At 68.4% G+C, this 19704-nt stretch carries 15 protein-coding genes and 3 pseudogenes; 11 read left to right on the top strand and 7 right to left on the bottom strand.

Annotated elements, in window-relative coordinates; all coding sequences use genetic code 11:
- Positions 1 to 65: 65 nt before the first annotated feature.
- Positions 66 to 2501, top strand: coding sequence for a beta-galactosidase GalA (gene galA / locus K8P63_RS11740; RefSeq protein ID WP_223796219.1), 2436 nt, complete (start codon positions 66 to 68; stop codon positions 2499 to 2501).
- A gap of 111 nt (positions 2502 to 2612) precedes the next feature.
- Here the strand turns inward: galA and K8P63_RS11735 are convergent, their stop codons facing one another.
- Entirely contained in the window at positions 2613 to 4661 is a 2049-nt protein-coding gene (locus K8P63_RS11735; RefSeq protein ID WP_223796218.1) for a TonB-dependent receptor, read from the bottom strand.
- A gap of 288 nt (positions 4662 to 4949) precedes the next feature.
- Positions 4950 to 6293 (bottom strand): amidohydrolase family protein, encoded by a 1344-nt coding sequence (locus K8P63_RS11730; protein WP_223796217.1) that lies wholly within the window; start codon positions 6291 to 6293, stop codon positions 4950 to 4952.
- A 90-nt stretch (positions 6294 to 6383) separates the two neighbouring features.
- Between K8P63_RS11730 and ispG the strand changes: the two genes are divergently transcribed.
- Positions 6384 to 7520 carry a flavodoxin-dependent (E)-4-hydroxy-3-methylbut-2-enyl-diphosphate synthase gene (gene ispG, locus K8P63_RS11725; protein ID WP_223796216.1) on the top strand — a complete coding sequence of 379 codons (1137 nt, stop codon included), beginning with the start codon at positions 6384 to 6386 and terminating at the stop codon, positions 7518 to 7520.
- 163 nt (positions 7521 to 7683) lie between these two features.
- Here ispG and K8P63_RS21020 read toward each other — a convergent pair.
- Positions 7684 to 7794, bottom strand: a pseudogene (locus K8P63_RS21020) (PEPxxWA-CTERM sorting domain-containing protein); the annotation flags it as partial.
- 72 nt (positions 7795 to 7866) lie between these two features.
- Positions 7867 to 8544 (bottom strand): annotated as a pseudogene (locus tag K8P63_RS11720) (SGNH/GDSL hydrolase family protein); the annotation flags it as partial.
- Positions 8545 to 8780: 236 nt separating this feature from the next.
- Between K8P63_RS11720 and K8P63_RS11715 the strand changes: the two are divergent.
- The 5 genes from K8P63_RS11715 (at position 8781) to K8P63_RS11695 (ending at position 14410) form a co-directional block, all read left to right on the top strand.
- Complete coding sequence (locus tag K8P63_RS11715; RefSeq protein ID WP_223796214.1) at positions 8781 to 9695, top strand: DMT family transporter; 915 nt, start codon at positions 8781 to 8783, stop codon at positions 9693 to 9695.
- On the top strand, positions 9692 to 10168 hold the full coding sequence (locus K8P63_RS11710; RefSeq protein ID WP_223796213.1) for a GNAT family N-acetyltransferase: 477 nt from the start codon (positions 9692 to 9694) through the stop codon (positions 10166 to 10168). The genes K8P63_RS11715 and K8P63_RS11710 overlap by 4 nt, the downstream gene beginning before the upstream one ends.
- Entirely contained in the window at positions 10165 to 10980 is an 816-nt protein-coding gene (locus K8P63_RS11705; protein ID WP_223796212.1) for an ATP-binding protein, read from the top strand. The genes K8P63_RS11710 and K8P63_RS11705 overlap by 4 nt, the downstream gene beginning before the upstream one ends.
- A gap of 278 nt (positions 10981 to 11258) precedes the next feature.
- Positions 11259 to 12128, top strand: a complete 870-nt coding sequence (locus K8P63_RS11700; RefSeq protein ID WP_223796211.1) for an OmpA family protein — start codon at positions 11259 to 11261, stop codon at positions 12126 to 12128.
- Between the two features lie 476 nt (positions 12129 to 12604).
- Positions 12605 to 14410: a DUF885 domain-containing protein gene (locus K8P63_RS11695; RefSeq protein WP_223796210.1), complete on the top strand. Its 1806-nt coding sequence runs from the start codon at positions 12605 to 12607 to the stop codon at positions 14408 to 14410.
- 4 nt (positions 14411 to 14414) lie between these two features.
- On the opposite strand, the pseudogene K8P63_RS11690 reads toward K8P63_RS11695, so the two are convergent.
- Positions 14415 to 15145 (bottom strand): annotated as a pseudogene (locus K8P63_RS11690) (NAD-dependent deacylase).
- 104 nt (positions 15146 to 15249) lie between these two features.
- Between K8P63_RS11690 and K8P63_RS11685 the strand changes: the two are divergent.
- Positions 15250 to 15966 carry a CPBP family intramembrane glutamic endopeptidase, BDIM_20840 family gene (locus K8P63_RS11685; RefSeq protein ID WP_223796209.1) on the top strand — a complete coding sequence of 239 codons (717 nt, stop codon included), beginning with the start codon at positions 15250 to 15252 and terminating at the stop codon, positions 15964 to 15966.
- A 50-nt stretch (positions 15967 to 16016) separates the two neighbouring features.
- Positions 16017 to 16379, top strand: coding sequence for a DMT family protein (locus K8P63_RS11680; RefSeq protein ID WP_223796208.1), 363 nt, complete (start codon positions 16017 to 16019; stop codon positions 16377 to 16379).
- 181 nt (positions 16380 to 16560) lie between these two features.
- On the opposite strand, the gene K8P63_RS11675 is transcribed toward K8P63_RS11680, so the two are convergent.
- Entirely contained in the window at positions 16561 to 18090 is a 1530-nt protein-coding gene (locus K8P63_RS11675) for a M20/M25/M40 family metallo-hydrolase (RefSeq protein WP_223796207.1), read from the bottom strand.
- A 122-nt stretch (positions 18091 to 18212) separates the two neighbouring features.
- Here K8P63_RS11675 and K8P63_RS11670 point away from each other — a divergent pair, with 122 nt between their 5' ends.
- The gene (locus K8P63_RS11670) at positions 18213 to 18698 is read left to right on the top strand and encodes a GAF domain-containing protein (protein ID WP_223796206.1); all 486 of its coding nucleotides are present in this window, start codon (positions 18213 to 18215) and stop codon (positions 18696 to 18698) included.
- On the opposite strand, the gene K8P63_RS11665 is transcribed toward K8P63_RS11670, so the two are convergent.
- Entirely contained in the window at positions 18647 to 19129 is a 483-nt protein-coding gene (locus K8P63_RS11665) for a response regulator (protein WP_223796205.1), read from the bottom strand. The two genes, K8P63_RS11670 and K8P63_RS11665, sit on opposite strands and share 52 nt — an antisense overlap.
- A gap of 149 nt (positions 19130 to 19278) precedes the next feature.
- On the opposite strand from K8P63_RS11665, the gene K8P63_RS11660 reads away from it, so the two are divergent.
- Positions 19279 to 19635 (top strand): hypothetical protein, encoded by a 357-nt coding sequence (locus K8P63_RS11660; protein ID WP_223796204.1) that lies wholly within the window; start codon positions 19279 to 19281, stop codon positions 19633 to 19635.
- Positions 19636 to 19704: the final 69 nt, after the last annotated feature.

The raw sequence follows: 19704 nt of genomic DNA, 5'->3' as shown, positions 1-19704 counted from the left end.
GTCGGCGCGGGCTTGACGGCCATGCGACCGCCGATCCTATAGGCGCCGGCATCGGGAGGACGGCATTGGGTGGAGTAACGCGGCGCGAGATGATGGTCGCCGGCACCGTGGCGGGCGCTGCGGTGGCATTGCCGGCGCATGCGGCGGGCGAGGGGGCTTCGCCGCGCATCGTCGTGCCGCTCGACACGGCCTGGCGCTTCCATCTCGGCCATGGTGCCGATCCGGCGCAGGATTTCGAGTTTGGCGGCTCGCACGAAACCTATGCCAAGTCGGGCACGATCAACATCGCGCTGCAGAAGCCCGATTATGACGACAAGGGCTGGCAGGCGGTCGAGCTGCCGCACGATTGGGCGGTCGACCTGCCGTTCACGAAGTTCGGCGAGCCGGGCAGCAAGGAAGACCATATCGGCGCCTTCCAGGGGTTCAAGCCGCTCGGCCGCCGCTTCCCGGCGACCAGCGTCGGCTGGTATCGCCGCAAACTGCCGATCGCGGCGGAGGATGCCGGGCGGCGCCTGTCGCTCGAATTCGACGGCGTGTCGCGCGATTGCCTGGTGGTGCTCAACGGCTTCGTGGTCGGCTCGAACGAGAGCGGCTATGCGCCGTTCACCCTCGACGTCACCGATTTCGTCAAGCCGGGCGAGGACAATATCCTGCTCGTCCGCTGCGATGTCGGGCTGGGCGAGGCATGGTCCTACGAGGGCGCGGGTCTCTATCGCCACGTGCGGCTGGTCAAGACCGCGCCGGCGCATGTGCGGCAATGGGGTGCCGTCGCGCGCTGCACGGTCGAGGGCGAGACGGCGCGGGTCGCGCTCGCCACCGAGATCGACAATGACGGGCCGGCCGCCACCGCGCGGCTGCGCTCGACCATATTCGGCCCCGACGGGCAATTGCTGGCGACGCTCACCTCCGACCCGCTGGCGCTGCCCGCGTGGGGCGCGGTCGCGTGCCCGCAGCAGACGATGCTCGCTCGGCCGGCGTTCTGGTCGATCGAGACGCCGGCGCTGCATCGCCTCGTCAGCGAATTGCTGGTCGACGGCGCCGTGGTCGATCGCGACGAGACGGTCTTCGGCATCCGCACCATCCGCTTCGATCCCGACCAAGGCCTGTTCCTCAACGGCAAGCCGGTGAAGGTGAAGGGCACCTGCAACCACCAGGACCATGCCGGGGTCGGCTTTGCGGTGCCCGACAGCCTGCACGTCTGGCGGATCGAGCAGCTCAAGGCGATGGGCTCGAACGCCTATCGCTCGACCCACCATCCGGCGGCGCCCGCGGTGCTGGCGGCGTGCGACCGGCTCGGCATGCTGGTGCTGCAGGAGACGCGCCAGATGTCGAGCAATCCCGAGGGGATGAGCCAGCTCGAGCGGATGGTGCGCAGCGGCCGCAACCACCCGTCGATCTTCCTGTGGAGCATCGGCAACGAGGAGATCCATCGCGGCACCGAAAATGGCCGCCGCATCGCTGCGTCGATGAAGCGGCGCGTCTACGAGCTCGACGGCACGAGGCTGGTGACCGAGGCGATGAACGGCAAGTTCGGCGAGGGCGCGAGCTCCGAACTCGACGTGATGGGCTGCAATTATTATCTCGACGCGATCGATGCCTATCATGCGAGCCACCCGAAGGTGCCGATGATCGGCACCGAGACGGCGAGCACGGTGTCGGTGCGCGGCGAATATAAGCGCGACGATGCCGCCGGGATCGTGCCCGCCTACGATACCGATTTCCCCAAATGGGCGAGCACGGCGGAACGCTGGTGGACCTTCTATTCGGAGCGGCCCTTCCTGTCGGGCGGGTTCGTCTGGACCGGGTTCGACTATCGCGGCGAGCCGACCCCGTTCGAGCGCTGGCCGAACCACACGTCGAACTTCGGCATCCTCGACACCTGCGGCTTCCCCAAGGACAATTATTATTACTATCGCGCGTGGTGGGGCGATGCGCCGGTGCTGCACCTGTTCCCGCACTGGAACTGGGCGGGGCGCGAGGACCAGTCGATCGCGGTGTGGGTCCATTCGAACTGCGACGCGGTCGAGCTGCTGGTCAACGGCCGCAGCCTCGGGCGCAAGCCGGTCGAGCATAATCGCCACCTCGAATGGCAGGTGCCCTATGCGCCGGGCCGGATCGAGGCGCGCGGCTATCGCAACGGCCGCCTGATCCTGACCGACCGACGCGAGACGACCGGCGCGCCCGCCGCAATCGCGCTGTCGAGCGATCGTCGCCGGCTGGCGGGCGTGGGCGAGGTGGCGGTGGTACGCACTGCGATCGTCGATGCGAAGGGGCGCGAGGTGCCGACCGCGTCGAACGGCGTGCGGTTCGCGCTGTCGGGCGACCTGCGGCTGCTTGGCGTCGACAATGGCGACCCGCGCAGCCTCGAGCCCGATCATGCCGACCGGCGGAGCGCCTTCAACGGGCTGTGCGCCGCGATCGTGCAAGCGACCGGCACGGGCGCGATGCGGATCGAGGCGCGGGCGGAGGGGCTTAGGCCGGCGGTACTGCTGCTGCGCTAGCGTCGCACGTCACCCGTTCTCCTGCGCACGCAGGAGCCCAGGTGAGGCGAGCGCCGCAGGTGCAGGCCTGGGCTCCTGCTTTCGCAGGAGCACGGGGAGGGCGATGCGTCGTTATTCGAACCGCAACCCGATCCACAATGTCCGCGGGGTAGCGCGCTCGATGATGTCGTTGCCGGAGATGCCCGCCTCGACGCGCACGTTGCTGAGATTCTCCGCGCGCGCGATCACCGACAGGTGGGAGAGGATCGGCACGCGCGCGGTCGCGTCGAGCGTGACCGCGCCCTTCAGCGTCTCCTGGTTGAGATCGTCCTCATATTGCGGCCCGACGTAGCGCAGCGTCGCCGAGAGCGCGACGCGCCGCCAGCCCTCCCAGCCGAGCGTGCCCGAAGCCTGATGCCGCGCCGTCTGCGCCGGGCGCAGCCCGTTGAGCACCACCGCCGTACCGTCGGCATGCACGCGCGCATCGGTGTAGGCGTAGGAGGCGGCGAGCGTCCATTGGTGCAGCTTCAGCCGCGCTTCCAGCTCGGCGCCGGACGAGGTGATCGCGCGCAGATTCTCGCGCACCTGATAGCGGCCGCCCGACGCGACGACGCCGACATCGGGGAAGGTGCCCGGCCCGATGCCCATCGTCACGTTAGCGATGGCGTCGCTCAGCCGGTTGGTGAAGGCGGTGGCCGACAGATGCAGGTTGGGCAGCGGATCGTAGTCGATCCCGCCGTCGATCCCACGCAGCCGCTCGGGCTTCAGCGACGGATTGGCGTCGATCGCGTCGGCGCCGACGCGATACAGGCGATAGAGCTCGTTCAGCGTCGGCAGGCGCCAGCCGAGATAAGCGGCACCACGGATCGAGACCGGCCCGCCGCCGGGCTTCCACGCAAAGCCGCCGCGTGCGGTCGGCCGCCAGCCCTCGCGGTTGGGATAGCGGTTGTTGGTGAGCGCGGCGCCGGTCGCGATCAATTTCTGGTCGAGGAAGCCGCCGTCGATCCGCCAGCGATCGATGCGGCCGCCGGCGGTCAGCGTCAGGTCGCGCAGCGGCTCCAGCCCCGCCTCGGCAAATCCGCCGATCGTCAGCGCATCGCCGCCCGCGCGGCGCGTGCGGGTGGGGGAGCCGGTGACGTAGGAATAAAGCTCGTCGGTCTCGCCGGTGACGTAGCGCGTGTCGGTGCCGATGCGCAGCTGCACGTGCGTGCCGACCGGCGGCCGCAGCTCGAACCGGCCGCCGAGCCCGGTGGAGGGCACGCTATACTGGTCGAGCGTCTGGGTGACGGTGGTGCGCGCATCGTTGATCGAGGCGAAGCCGGCGGTGAACGATCGCACCTGGACATAGCCGAGCGCCTCGTATCCCCAGGCGCCGCGGCCGACGAGCCGCACGCTGGCATCGGCGCCGCGCGTGTCGTTGGGGGTGAAGGCGGTGCCGCGCGTGCGCTTGTCGCTGAACGCCAGCATCGAGGTCTGCAGCTCGCTATTGTCGCCGACCGGGAAGACCAGCCGGCCGGAGACCGACGCTTCGCGATAGGGCGCCGCCACGTCGACCGGACCGCGATCCGCCGCGATGATCGGCACGAAGCCGTCGCCGCGCGCATAATGGCCGCTCAGGACGGCGCTGCCGCCGCCGAGGCCCTGCGCCACGCCCGCGGTCGTATCGACCGAGTTGCGGCTGCCATAATCGACCTCCGCCCACAACGGCGCGATCTGGCCGGCGGCGGCGCTCGACAGTTCGATCGTGCCGGCCAGTGCGCCCGGCCCATAGATGCCCGATCCGCCGCCGCGCGTGACGCGCGCGCCCTGCAGCCGCTCAGGATCGATCGCGGAGAAGCTGACCCAGCCGCCGAACGGATCGGCGAGCGGCACGCCGTCGAGCAGGATCAGCGCGCGCGATGCCGCATTGCCGCCGAGCCCGCGCAGGGTCGCGCCCTGGCTTGTCGGCTGCGCCGAGCGCGAATCCGAGCGGCGGAACTGGGCGAAGCCGGCGGCGTCGCGCAGCACGTTTTCCAGCCGGCCGCTCGCCTCGTCGGTCAGGCGCTGGCGGTCGATCTCGACGCTGTCATAGGCGGCATCGCCCGGCTGGCGCGGCAGTCCCAAACCCGTGACGACGATGTCGGGAGCGGACGAATCGGCGGCGGCGGCCGCAAGCGCGGCGGACAACAAGATCGCTCCCATCGCCGTCGCCTAGCCGCTGCGGATTGGGTCCACAAGCGACCTAAGGTCTCGCAAGAGCCGGAAAATTCCCGGTTTTCCGACGATCGCAGGCGCGGTCACGAATATTATACGAAATACTGTGCATAGATCGCCGCGGCGCCGTCATAACGGCGAAGGGGTTGGGAATGTTGAATCGTATGTCCGTACCTGCGCGGGTCCTGCTGTCAGCTGCCCTCGCCACCGGCGTGTCGTTCATGGTCGGCGGCGCCGCGATCGCCGTGGCGCTGCCCTGGAGCTGAGCGCGGCCGCTTACTTCACCTGCTGGCCGTGCTTGAACACCATGTCGACACGCTGGAGCAGATCGACATGCGCCATCACGTCGCCCTTCACCGCGATGATGTCGGCGAACTTGCCCTCGGTCACCGTCCCATAATCCTTGTCGACCTTCATCGCGACCGCCGGCCAGAAGGTCGCGGCGCGGATCGCCTCGATCGCCGGCACGCCGAAGCCGTTCACCCACAGGTCGATCTCCTGCCACGTGCTGCCCGAATGGAAGTTCATCGGCACGCCCGAATCGGTGCCGATCAGCAGGATCGCGCCTGACGCGCGCAACTGCGCGAACTTGCGCTTCAGCGTCGGCTGGCGCTGCGGTACGCCCTGGAAATAGGGAATGCGCTCGGGGTGGGCGAGCGATGCCTTGATGTCGGCGACCATTTCGGGCGTCAGGCCCTCGTGCCAGTCGGTCGCGTCGATGAACTCATGTTCCTTCAGCCACGCCGGATAATTGTAGAGGATCGACGCGGTCGGGGTCCAGAAGAGCGGTCCGAGCGAGCCGCTGCGCGCGGTGCGCTCCTCCAGCGCGGCCATGATGTCGGCCGGATATTCGGGTGCTGCGGCGAGCGCGGTATGCTCGAAATCGTCGACGCCATATTTCAGGCCGAGCCGGATCTCGTCGGGGCGATGCGCGTGCGCGACCACCGGCAGATGGCGGGCATGCGCCTCGTCGACCACCGCCTTGATCTCGGGCTCCTTCATCTGGTCGACGTCGATCAGCTTGACGACGTCGACCCCGGCCTCGGCGATCTTGCGGACCTTGGCGCGCGCATCCTCGGGCGAGCTGACGCCCCAGCGATAGCTCACCTCGTGCGCGCTGTAGGGCGCGTGCTGGATGAACGGACCGGCGACGAACAATGTGGGGCCGGGGATGCGGCCCTCGTTGATCGCCTTCTTGACCGCGAGGATGTCGTCCGGCGGCGCGCCGAGATCGCGCGCGCCGGTGACGCCCGCCATCAGCAACTGCTTGGCCGATGCCGGCATGATCACGTCGCGTTGCTTGGCGAGATAGGCGGCGTCCCAATGGGCGTAGTCGGCATGGCCGTCGATCATCAGGTGGACGTGCATGTCCCACAGGCCAGGCAGCACCGTCATGCCCTCGGTCGAGACGCGGCGCGCGTCGGCGGGCACCGGCAGGCTCTCGACCGTGCCGATCGCGGTGATGCGGTCGCCGTCGATCAGGATCACGCTGTTATGGATCGGCTCGCGCAGCGTGCCGTCGACCAATGTACCGCCGACCAGCGCCAGTCGTTCGGCCAAAGCCGGCATGCCGATCGTCGCCGCCGCCGCGCATGCAAGTGCCAAGGCCTTCAAACGCATCATGATCTCCCCCGAGTCGATGGTATACGTTAGCACCGCCCACCGCATTGGCCAGTTTCCCCTGAGCCTTGCAGTCGCTATATGGCGCGCATGTCCTCCGTACGCCCCTGGCGCGATATCGCGCGACGCCCCTCCCGCCAGATCATGGTCGGCAATGTTCCTGTCGGCGGCGACGCCCCGATCACGGTGCAGACCATGACCAACACCCCGACCGATGACGTGCGCGCCACGGTCGACCAGATCCGCCGCTGCGAGGAAGCGGGGGCGGACATCATCCGCGTCTCGTGCCCCGACGAGGCCTCGACCGCCGCGCTCAAGCAGATCGTGCGCGCGTCGCACGTGCCGATCGTCGCCGACATCCATTTCCACTACAAGCGCGCGCTGGAAGCCGCGGATGCGGGTGCCGCATGCCTGCGCATCAATCCGGGCAATATCGGCTCGGCCGCGCGCGTGAAGGAAGTGGTCGACGCCGCCAAGTCCAACGGCTGCGCGATCCGCATCGGCGTGAATGCCGGCAGCCTCGAGAAGGATCTGCTCGAAAAATATGGCGAGCCGTGCCCCGAGGCGTTGGTCGAAAGCGCGCTCGATCACATCAAGCTGCTGCAGGATCAGGATTTCCACGAATATAAGGTGGCGGTGAAGGCGTCGGACGTCTTCCTCGCGGTCGCGGCCTATCAGCAGCTCGCCGAGGCGGTCGATTGCCCGCTGCACCTGGGCATCACCGAGGCGGGCGGCCTGATCGGCGGCACGGTCAAGTCGTCGGTCGGCATGGGCTCGCTGCTGTGGTTCGGCATCGGCGACACGTTGCGCGTCAGCCTCTCGGCCGAGCCCGAGGAAGAGGTGCGCGTCGGCTTCGAGATCCTCAAGGCGCTCGGCCTGCGTCAGCGCGGCGTGCGCGTCATCTCCTGCCCGTCCTGCGCGCGGCAGGGCTTCGACGTGATCCGCACGGTCGAGAAATTGGAGGCGCGGCTGACGCACATCCGCACGCCGATGTCGCTCTCGGTGCTCGGCTGCGTCGTCAACGGCCCCGGCGAGGCGCGCGAGACCGACATCGGCCTGACTGGCGGCGGCAACGGCAAGCACATGGTCTATCTGTCGGGCGTCACCGATCACACGGTTCAGGACGCCGACATGGTCGATCACATCGTCCGGCTGGTCGAAGCCAAGGCCGCCGAGATCGAGGCCGCCAACGCCGCCGCTGCGCCGACGGCGGTCGCGGCGGAGTAAGCGGCGCTTTAGGAGTGCTCCTGCGGACGCAGGAGCCCAGAGCCGCAAACGCGCCGTCCATTGCTCTGGGTTCCTGCGTGCGCAGCAACACGGCCAAGGCGCAACCCGCGCGACGAGCCAAGCCGGTTCGCCCTGAGCGAGCGGACGTTCGATCGGAACCCCGCTAGGCTGCGATCACCGCAGCCCCGGCGGGTTCCCGCCGCCGCAGGCGCCAGCCGATCGCGCCGAAGCCGAGGATCATCATCCCCCACGAGGCCGGCTCGGGCACGCCGGCCAGTTCGCCGACGATCGCCTCACCGATCAGCTTGTGGATCTGCGTGGTCGGGTGGATGCCGTCGAAATAGAGCGAGTTGGCGCAGTTGCTGAGCTGGGGTGAGCCGCCGCCGACGACCTGGCACGGCGTGGTCGTGTCTAGCCCGCCCAGCCCGTAGGCCGTCAGATTGTCGAGCAGGTCATGCTCCCAATCGTAGAGATCGAAGAAGGTGACGTCGGTGCCCGGCAAGGCGTCGAGCGTGGTCGCGTCGCCGGCGAACAGCGCGCTGATGTCGCGCGAGCGCTTGCTCAGCGCGTCGAGCCGGCCGGGGATCGCCCCCAGCGGCTGCGCGCTCGGCAGCAGGCCGATATCGGGCGAGCCGACGATGACGAAGTTGCGCGCGCCGAGGCCGTAGAGCGTTTCCAGGCCCGTCAGCAGGGTGGTCGACGCGGCGGTGAAGTCGACCGTGCCGCCGGTCGTCGCGGTCGCGCGCACGTCGTTGCCGCCGAACGTCACCAGCACCAGCGCGTCGGATGCGATCGTCGGGGCGGGCGAGCCGAGGAAATAAGTGAGCTGCGCCGGGAAGCTCGGGCTGCTCTCGCCCGGCACATATTGCGTCAGCGCACCGCCGACCGCGACATTGTCGCCGCCGGTCAGGAATGGCTGGGTCGGCGCGCCGGTGACAAGTTCTCCGACATAGTCGGCGAAGTTGTATCCGTTGGAAAAGCGGCCATTATAATAGCCGTTGGCAGGACTGGCCTGCGCCCCCATCGTTCCGTAATAAGCGTTGCCGGCATCCACCAGGCTATCGCCGAACACATAGAGGCCCGAATAACTCAGCGCCTGCGCCTGAGTCGCGCCGATCATCATCGCCATCGCGGCGAAAAGCATCCTTGTGGATCGCATCACGTCCTCCCCCACGTATCGTTAACTTTGATTTACCAACTTGTGCCGCCCCTCACAAGCGCGGGCTGACAGCCGGCGGTGCGCGCGCTAGGGCGCGGGGCGTGTCCTCCGTCGTCCTGCCTCAGCCCGTCCGCAGTGCCGCCTTGCCGTTGATCGCGGCGATGGTCGGCGTCGCCTTGTTCACATTGATGGATGCGGTGATGAAGGGGCTCAGCCTCGTCATCGGCGCTTATTGCGCGATGCTGTGGCGCACCGTCGTCGCGCTGCTCACCACCGGGCTGCCGTGGCTGCACGAGGGCGCGGCGTGGCCGGCGCGTCCGATCGCGCTGCTCCATCTGCAGCGCGGCGCGGTGAACGCCGTCTCGGCCACCGGCTATTTCTTCGGGCTCACCCGCCTGCCGATGGCCGAGGGCATCGCGCTCTCGTTCATCGCGCCGCTGATCGCGCTCTATCTGTCGGCGGCGATGCTGGACGAGCGGGTCGGCTGGCGCGCGATCGCGGCGTCGCTGCTCGGCCTTTCCGGCGTCGTGCTGCTGGTCGCGGCGCGGCTGGGTGGCCCGCACGACATGCGCGCGGTCGTCGGCGCGGTCGCGATCCTGATCGCGGCGTCGGTCTACGGTTATGGCATCGTCCTGCTGCGGCGGCAGGCGCAGGCGGCGAGCCCGGTCGCGATCGCCTTCTTCCAGAATGCCGCGACCTTCCTGTGGCTCGCGCCCGCCGCCTTGTGGCTGGCGCCGCTGCCGGGGGTGCAGCATTGGCCGGCGATCCTCGCCGGCGCGCTGCTGGCGCAGGCATCGATGATGCTGCTCGCCTGGGCCTATGCGCGTGCCGAGGCCAAGACCTTGATCCCGGCCGAATATACCGCGTTCATCTGGTCGGCTCTGTTCGGCGCGCTGATCTTCGGCGAGGCGCTGACGCGGACCGTGCTGGCGGGGGCGGTGCTCATCATCGCAGGCTGCGTCCTCGCCGCACTCGCAAAATCGCCGCCGCCGATGCCGACCGAGATGGCGCTGTGAGCGCCGCCGTCCGCCCCGCGCGGCCCGACGACGTGGCCGAGATTCTCCGCCTGATCCGCGCGCTGGCGACCTACGAGCGCCAGCCCGAGGCGGTCGAAGCGACCGAGGCCTCGCTGCTCGACACCTTCTTCGCACCCGATGCGCGCGTGTATGCGCACGTCGCTGAAACGAAGGGGCGGATCGTCGGCGTCGCGGTGTGGTTCCTCAATTATTCGACGTGGACCGGACGGCCGGGCATCTACCTCGAGGATCTGGTGGTGGACGAGGATGTGCGCGGCTCGGGCGCCGGGCGCGCATTGTTCGACGCGCTCGGGCGCGAGGCGCGCGCACGCGGCTGCGCGCGGATCGACTGGGCGGTGCTCGACTGGAACCGCCCGGCGATGAACTTCTACCGCGCCATCGGCGGCCGCCCGCAGACCGGCTGGCAGCCGTGGCGGCTCGACGGGCCCGAACTGGAGACGCTGGGCGAATGACCGAAGAATTGCTCGCCCGCATCGCCGCCGCGCTCGACCGGATCGCGCCGCCGCCGCCGGCCGACGCCGATCCGCTCGACCATCCAGCCTACGTCTGGCGCGACGGCGCGCTGCAGGCCGCGCGCGCCTTCGCGCCGCTGCCGCTCGATCTGCTCGAGGGGGTCGATTCACAGAAGGAGGCGCTGGTCGGCAACATGCGCCGCCTCGCCGCGGGCCTGCCCGCGCACGACGTGCTGCTGTGGGGCGCGCGCGGCACGGGCAAGTCGGCGCTGGTCAAGGCCGGCGTCGGCGCGGTGCAGGACGAGGGCGGCGACCTCGCTTTGATCGAGGTGGCGGGCGACGCGCTCACCGGGCTGCCGCGCCTGTTCGACCGGATTGCGGGGCAGCCGCGCGCCTTCGTGCTGTTCGTCGACGACCTCGGCTTCGCCGAGGCGAGCGAGGCGCCGCGCCTGCTGCGCTCGCTGCTGGAGGGCGGGGCGGAGGCGCGCCCGGCCAATGCCCGGCTGCACGTCACCTCGAACCGCCGCCACATCGTGCCGCGCGACATCAAGGAGCAAGACGGCTCGATCAACCCGCGCGACACCGCCGACGACAAGCTCGCGCTCGCCGACCGCTTCGGCCTCAGCCTCGGCTTCCACGTCGTCGACCAGCCGACCTATCTGGCGATGCTGGAGGGCTATGCCCGTACCTACGGCCTCGCGCTCGACCCGCACGACGCGATCGCCTGGGCGGTCCAGCGCGGCGGCCGCTCGGGCCGCGTGGCGTGGCAATATGTGGTCGAGCTGGCTGGGCGGCAGGGCAAAAGGCTGTAGCACCCCCCGAACTGCTCCCCCGTCATCCCGGACGTGATCCGGGATCCCGCTTCTTCTCCCGGATAGCCACGAGAAGCGGGGCCTCGGATCAAGTCCGGGGCGACGCAAAGACCAAAAGACCACTCAAAATGGCCGGACCGGACAGTGATCGGCCTCGGTTCGTCGCAGGAAGCGCTCTAATGGCCGGCTCGGCCGGCAGTCCTGCCCGCGGCGTTCATGATCCGGACAGGTCGATCTGAACACCCTTTGTGCACTGGGCAGTTTAGAGGAGTTGCTCAATGCATGTCATTACCAAGAAATCGGGCGGCCGCGTCTTGCTCGTCGCGCTGGCCATGTCCGCATCGGGCGCCGTGGTCGCGCAAACGCCGCCGGAACCGTCCGACCCCAGCATCGTCGTCAATGGCGAGAAGACCGCCGGCCCCGAGCTGAAGGGCGTCATCTCCGCACGCAATGGCGACAAGATGAAGGTCACGACCGCCGACGGCGCCAGCACGATCGTCGCGATCGACGACGCGACCCAGATCAAGGGGCAGAGCGGGCTGTTCGGTGGCCGCAACAAGCTCGGCGCGGAATCGCTGCTCAACGGCCTGCCGGTCACCGTCAGGACGGTGCAGATGGGCGATGCCCAGTCGGGCAGCGGCCTCGTCGCGAGCCGGATCACCTTCCGCAACACCGATCTGAAGACCGCGGCGATGATCCGCAACGGCACCGCCCAACGCTTCGAGGAACAGACCGCCGCGACCGAATCCTTGCGCGGACGCATGGGCGATATCGACAAATACAATATCAAGGGCACGACCAACGTGCACTTCGATACGGGCCGATCGGAATTGTCGTCGCAGGACAAGGCCGATCTGTGCGCCGCGGCAACCCAGGCGCAAAGCAACGAGAATGCGCTGATCCTGGTCGTCGGCTATACGGACTCGACCGGCGGCGACGATTTCAACCAGCAGCTCAGCGAGAAGCGCGCCGGGCGCGTCATCAACTATCTGCAGCAGGCGTGCGGCTGGAAGCCCTATCGCATGCTGACCCCCACCGGCATGGCCAAGGCGGACCCGCTGGCCAGCAACGACACGCCCGAGGGCAAGGCGCAAAATCGCCGCGTCGCGGTGAACATTCTGGTCAGCAAGAGCGTCGACGGCATGTAGGATTGCGGTCCGGTCGGGAGCGGTCTCTGCGCTTCCGACCGGACGATCGATCGCTGATCGCTGGTGAGAACATAGAGCGAACATTTCGCTTGCAAAGTAGGAAATGGCGGGTCAGATAGTCGGGCTCTCTCTCGATCAGGAGCGCGCCATGGCCATCACCCGCATCTCCGCCCGATTGATCCATGCGCCGCGAGGCGTCGCCTTCTGTCGGCGCCGCTCACGTCGGGCGGGACTTGTGTCGCGAGGGCCGGGGTGCTGCGCGGGGATCGCACCCACCCCCGACGTAGCGTCACCTTTGTCACCTTCCGGCTGCGTGGCGGGCATTCTTTCACCAGCGGGTGCGCCGGCTGCCCGAACACCTCACGTCGCCGCTGTTGCCCAAAGGCGACGACGGCCGACCGAAGCGACCGCATAGCATTGCCGGGGCGGTGGGCGGCGTTAAGCTGCCGCCAACAACGCCAGCAGAAAGCCCGTTCATGGATCGCCGTTCCTTTCTCGCCTCGTCCGCCGCCGCGTCGGTCGCGATTGGGATGCCGACCCGCCTGTTCGCGCAATCGGGCGATGCGCAGCTCAACGCGCTGTTCGACGCGATCTTCCAGGACAATGTCGCCAATTCGCCCGAGCTCGCCAGCAGCCTCGGGCTCGACAAGGGCGCGAATGCGGCGGCCAAGCATCGCCTGAGCGACCGCAGCGCCGCCGATACCGCGCGCAACGCGGCGCGCGTCCATGGCTGGCTCGCCAAGCTGCGCCAGGTCGATCGCGCGACGCTCTCGCCAGCCAGCCAGCTCAACCTCGACGTGATCCTGTATTCGCAGCAGGCGCGCGTCGTCTCCTACGATCGCTTCAAGATCGGCTCGGTCATCCGGCCCTATCGCATCTTCCAGCAAGGCGGCGCCTATTTCGAGGTGCCCGATTTCCTCAATTCGACCCACAGCATCGCGACGACCGAGGATTGCGAAGCCTATCTCGATCGCCTCGCCGCCTTTGCGGGCTCGCTCGATCAGGACAGCGCGGTGCAGAAGGCCGAGGCGGCGCGCGGCTTCCTCGCGCCGGGCTTCTGCCTCGATCTCACGCTCGGCCAGATGGCGAAGCTGCGCGGGGCGGCGGCGGCCGACAGCAACATGGTCCGCAGCCTCGCCACGCGCGCGGCGGCCAAGGGCATATCGGGCGACTGGTCCGGCCGCGCCACCAAGATCGTCGAGGGGCAGGTCTATCCCGCGCTCGACCGCCAGATCGCGTTGATGAAGCAGCTGCGCACGACCGCGACCGACGTCGCCGGCGTGTGGCGCCTGCCGCAGGGCGACGCCATCTACGCCGCCGCGCTGGAACAGGCGACCACCACCAAGCTGACTCCGGCCGAGGTCCACAAGATGGGGCTCGATCAGGTGGCGTCGATCGGCGCGCAGCTCGACGTCATCCTCCGGCAGCAGGGGCTGACGCAGGGCTCGGTCGGCGCGCGGCTGACCGCGCTCAACACGCGCGCCGACCAGCTTTATGCCGACAGCGCCGCCGGCCGTGCCGAATTGCTCGCCAGCCTCAATGCGCGCGTCGCCGACATGTATACGCGGCTGCCCAACGCCTTCGCCGAGATCCCGACCGCCAAGCTGGAGATCCGCGCGGTGCCGGTCGAGATCCAGGACGGCGCGTCGAACGGCTATTATCAGCGCGGCGCGCTCGACGGTTCGCGTCCGGCGATCTACTTCATCAACCTGAAGGATGTCGGCGACTGGCCGAAATACAGCCTGCCGTCGCTCAGCTATCACGAGGGCGTGCCGGGCCACCATCTGCAGATCAGCACTGCGCAGGAATCGAAGAACATCCCGACGTTGCGCAAGACCGGCGGGTTCAGCGCCTATACCGAGGGCTGGGCGCTCTATGCCGAGCAGCTCGCCGACGAATTGCATGCCTATCAGTCGCCGGTCGAGAAGGCCGGTTACCTCCAGTCCTTCCTGTTCCGCGCGGCGCGGCTGGTGGTCGACACCGGCATCCACGAGCAGAAGTGGACCGCCGAGCAGGCGACCGATTATCTCGTCGCCACGACCGGCTTCGCCCGGCCGCGCTCACGCCGTGAGGTGGAGCGTTACTGCACCCAGGCCGGGCAGGCGTGCAGCTACAAGGTCGGCCACATGGCGTGGACCGCGGCGCGCGCGCGGACGCAGAAGGCGCTGGGCGACCGTTTCGACGTCAAGCAGTTCCACGAAATCCTGAAGGACGGCGTGATGCCGCTCACCATCCTCGATGCGCGCGTCGACGCGCGTATCGCGGCGGCGCAGAAGGGCTGAACGGTTAGCTGAGCAGCTCGTCCACCCACGCCGGCACCAAAGCGGTCGCCGGGCCGAGGCGGGTCGCGTCGAACCACGCGCTGCCCGCCGAGGGCTCGAGATTGAGCTCGAGCGTCTCGGCCCCGGCGGCGCGGGCAAGCTGGACGAAGCCGGCGGCGGGATAGACCGCGCCCGAGGTGCCGATCGAGACGAACAGATCGGCGCTCTCCAGCGCCGCCTCGATCGCCTCCATGCGGTACGGCATCTCGCCGAAGAAGACGATGTCGGGGCGCAGCGCCGCCGTGCCGCAGGGGGGCAGGGGGGCGCGTCGGCGAGGTCGCGGTCGAGCGGCGTGCGGCCGCCGCAGGCACGGCACAGCGCCGACTTCAGTTCGCCATGCATGTGGATCAGCCGCCGCGCGCCCGCGCGCTCGTGCAGGTCATCGACATTCTGGGTGACGATCAGCAGGCCTCCCGCCCATTCGGCATCCAGCCGCGCCAGCGCGTGGTGCGCCGAATTGGGCGCGACATCGGCGAGCGCATGGCGGCGCCCGTCGTAGAAGCCGAACACCCGATCCGGATCACGCGCCAGCGCCTCGGGCGTGCACACATCCTCGATCCGATGGCCGCGCGTCACGCCCTGCGCATCGACATATTCCCACAACGTCGCTGCCCCGCGCGTGCGGAAGGTGAGTAGGCCCGATTCCGCCGAAATGCCCGCGCCGGTGAGGATGACGATGTATCGCGGGTGCGGCATAGTGGCCGTGATAATCGATCGTGCGGGTCGGGACCATTGGCGGTTTGCCGTCGGTTCGCCTTCGCAGCATCATGTTCGCGGCGGCGGCAACGCGGGAGGTTTGCGTGAACGGGGTCATCGGAATTGCGGGCGTGGTCGCGCTGCTGATCGTGGTGGGCGGTCTCGTGGGCCTCGCGCAGCGCGACCGGTTTGCGCCCCGCTGGCTGATCGCCGCGGCCGGGCTCGTGATCCTGAACGATGCCATGCTGACGCGCGCCTACGGCCTGTTGCCGCGGCTGCTGCCAGACGCGGACTGGAACTGGCAGGGCAAGCTGACGGCGCTCGCCGCGACGCTCGTCGTCGCGACGTTTCCCGCGTTCGGCTGGCGGCGTTCGGGCCTGACGCTCCGGCAGGCGCGCGGCAGCCTGACGAGCAGCATCCCCGTCGCTTTGCTCTACTGTCTCTTCTTCGCGATCCTGGCCTATGTCTACCCGAGCGATCCGGCCTCGCGTGAAACCGTCGCGTTTCAGCTGACGATGCCGGGGCTGGAGGAGGAGCCATTCTATCGCGGCATCCTGCTGCTCGCGCTCGATCGCACCTTCCTCGCCCGGTGGCGTTTTCTGGGCGTCGATTGGGGATGGGGTGCGGTGTTCTCGTGCGCGCCGTTCGGCCTCGCGCACGCCTTCGGCTATGCGCACGGCGCGTTTTCGTTCGATCCGCTGACAATGGCGCTGACCGCTTTGCCATCCTTCATCGCGGTCTGGCTTCGACTGCGGACCGGCAGCGTGCTCCTGCCGATCCTCCTCCACAATTTCGGAAACTCGATCTCGCTGTTCGCATGATCGGCAGGACTATGCTTTCGCGCCCTACGCCGATCCTCTAGCGCGTCGTGATGCCTACGCTTTCCGCACGCCTGCTGCCGGTCCTGCTGCTGATCGGATCGAACCTGTGCATGACGACCGCCTGGTATGGCCACCTGAAGTATAAGGATCGGCCGCTGTGGGAGGTGGTGCTGGTGAGCTGGGGGATCGCCTTCTTCGAATATTGGCTCGCGGTGCCGGCCAACCGCATCGGCAGCAACGTCTATTCGGCGGCGCAGTTGAAGGCGATCCAGGAGGTCATCACGCTGACGATCTTCGCCGGCTTTTCGGTGGTGTATCTGGGGCAGCGGATCACGATCAACCATGCGATCGGCTTCGCGCTGATCGCGGCCGGTGCCTTCTTCGTCTTTCGCGCGCCGGTGTCGGGCGGCTGATGCCGCCGGCTACAGGAACGCCCAGCTGATCGCCGCCATCGCCGCGCCGACCGCCATCGAGGCGACGCCGGTGCCGAAGGCGAGACCGGTGAGCAGGGCTGCGGGAACCTTCAGTTCGTTGAGCATCGCGTGCCTCCCATGACGAAGACGTCACCGGCGCACGCGATGCACACCAAACAATTCAGGCGGTGGCGGCGATCTGGAAGAAGAAGTCGGCGAAGCCCGAGACCGCCCCGTCATAGCCCAGCACCTTGGGGTTGCTCGGCTCGATCACGAAATATTCGTCCGGCGCGTGCTGCCCGCCCGATGCGCCGAACCCGAACTGGCCGGCCGGCTTCGACACCGGCGCCGAGGTGAAGATATAGCCCGGCCACGATCCGGTCAGGCGCGGATAGACCGAGGTCTTGATGCCCGCGCGCTGATAGGCCGCCATCTCCGCCTTGATGAGCGGGCTGTTCTCGTCGGTCTGGGTCGGGTCGTAGCCGCCCGAGACGTTGACGACGATGTCGCCGAAGCCGCGCTTCTGCAGATGCGCTTTCAGCTTGGCGACGCAATCGTCCATCGTCTGGTCGGGCACGAGGCGGAAGTCGAGCTTGGCGGTGACCTTGCTCGGGATGATCGTCTTGCCCCCAGGGCCGGTATAGCCGCCGATGATGCCTTCGATGTTGACGGTCGGCATCGCCGCCGCGCGCTCCAGCGCCTGCGGCCATGGCGTGTCGCCGTAGAAGCGCTTGACCTCCATCCCCTTCAGCTCGGCCGCGGGATCGCGCTTGGCCGCGCTGTCGGCGATCAGCGCCTTCTGGCGCGCGGTGAGCGGCGCGACCTTCTCCATCCAGCCGTCAATCGCCGGCGTGTTGCCGTCGGGCGTGACGAGGCTCGCCAGCGCTTCGACCAGATGCCAGGCGGGGCTGCCGACGAGGCTCTTGTTGCTCGAATGCAGATCGTGGCGGGGGCCATAATCCCACGTCTCGCCCGACGAGATCAGTTCCAGCTCGATCACGCCCTTCGCGCCGAGATTGATGACGACGCCGCCGTCGGTCACCGACTGCCAGCTCGACGGGATGACGACGCCGACCGTCTTCTGCAGCGCGGCGCTGACGTCGGGGCGGCGGACGATCTGTGGGAAATGCGGCGAGCCGATCTCTTCTTCGCCCTCGCACACCAGCACGAAATTGACCGGCGGCTTGCGACCGGCCGCCTTGAAGGCGTGGAGCGCGGCCAGCACCGCGCTCTCCGGGCCCTTCTGGTTAGCGGCGCCACGCCCCACCAGCGCCTTGCCAAAGCCGGGCTTGTCGACGATCCGGCCCTCGAGCGGCGGCGAGCTCCATTCCTTCGGATCGAACTGCTTGACGTCGTACATGAAGTAGAGGCCGAGCGTCTTCTTCGCGCCATTGTCCATCGTCGCGAACACGCCGGGCACGCCATCGGTCGGCACGCGCTCGACATGCTGGAAGCCGGCATCCTTGGCGAGCTGCATCATGTGCGCGCAGCCTTCCTCGACGTTGCGCTTCTCGGCCGCGATCGTGGGCAGCGCGATCCAGTCCTGCAGCCGCTTGACGTTGGCGTCGTGCTGGCTGGCGATCGCCTTGCGGATGCCCGCCATGTCGCCATCCGACGCAGCCTGAGCGGCGGCGGGCGCCAGCAACGCGGCGCCGGCGGCCGCGCCGCGCAGCAATGTGCGCCGATCGGTTTCGAAGCTCGTATCGGTCATTATCCTGTCCCCTTTGCCGCAACGGCAGGCGGACATTTAAGTATAAAATATACGTGGCCTCAAGCGTTTCGCGGCGCCGATTTTCGCTTGCCTTCGCGGCACCGGCGCGGCCAAGCGCCATTATGCACGACATCCAAATCTCGACGGTGGGCGACAAGGCCGATCTCTATCGCGATCTCCTGTCGGCGCTCGACGGGCTGACCGCGGGCGAGCCCGACGCGATCGCCAACATGGCCAACGCCGCCGCGCTGATTTCAGAATATGTGCCGGACCTCAACTGGGCGGGCTTCTACCGGCTGGTCGGCGGCGAGCTGGTGCTCGGGCCGTTCCAGGGGAAGGCGGCATGCATCCGCATCGCGATCGGCGCGGGGGTGTGCGGCACCGCCGCCGCCACGCAGACGACGCAGCGCATCGCCGACGTGCATGCCTTTCCGGGCCATATCGCGTGCGATGCGGCGTCCGCGTCGGAACTGGTGGTGCCGATCGTGGTGGACGGTGTGCTGGTGGGCGTGCTCGATCTCGACAGCCCGCTGCGGGGCCGTTTCGACGCCGAAGATCAGGCGGGATGCGAGGCGATGATCGCGCTGCTGGGGCCGCGCATCGCCTGACGGAAATCGGCACCGCCCGCCATGCCGTTGAACAGGCTGCGGCGGCTCTTGCGTGCGGCCATGCGGTGGAGGAGGCGGATGAAGCCGTCGGCGTCGCTCATGACGTGCGCCTTGTCGAACCACGCCGCCGCGCCGCGATCCAGCACCTCGCGCGAGGCCGCGCTGCCGCAGCGCGTCGCCGAGGAGACGACGACCACCGGCGCATGCGGCCGGCCTCTGAGCTCGCCGAGCAGGCTGAAGCCATCGAGGCCCGGCATGTCCAGATCCAGCGTGATGACGTTGGGCGCCAGATCCTCGATCATCGCGCGCGCGCCGCGTCCGTCGGCGGCCATGCCGACCACGCGCGAGACGTGATCGCGCTGCACGAGATGTTCGATCATCCCGCGGATCGTCAGCGAATCGTCGATCACCAGAACGCGCAACGCTGCCACCAACATCAGTCCTTCGCTACTCGAGTCGAGCATGACCCGCCGATGGTTAAGGATCGGTAGGCATGCATCGCCAAATGGAGGCGTATTCTGGCTGTCCAGCCGCTGGCGGCTCGGCTAGAGCGCGGGGATCGGGTGAAGGCGGGCGGGCAATGGCAAAATCGGCGACGGACGTGATGCAGGATATCCTCGTGTCCACGGTGCTGGACGCGGTCGATGCGCTGAAGGCATCGTCCAAGGGTGTGCCCAATGCGCTGCTGCGCGATCTCAACGCGATCCACCGCAACACCGCTTTCCCGGACTTCCCCGCGGACCTTCAGGCAGCCGTGACGGCCGCCGTGCGCGATGCCTTCAATCGGCTGCGCAAGGAAGGGTATGCCGTTTCGCCGGCCGTGCCCGGTGCACCGCCGCCGCGTCCGGCCGGGCCGCGCCCGACGGCGCTGCGTCCGGGCGGTCCGCGACCGGGTAGCCCACGCGGCCGGGCGGATCGCAAGCCCGGCGCACGATAGGCACTATTCGGTCCTATGTCACAGGTTTGTAACGCCTGTGTCACGAAAGCCCCACACGACCTCACCTAG

This window comes from Sphingomonas nostoxanthinifaciens, assembly GCF_019930585.1.
GTDB classification, from domain to species: Bacteria; Pseudomonadota; Alphaproteobacteria; order Sphingomonadales; family Sphingomonadaceae; genus Sphingomonas_I; species Sphingomonas_I nostoxanthinifaciens.
Note: the sequence above shows the minus strand (reverse complement) of the source record. Positions and strands in the feature narration are given on the sequence as shown.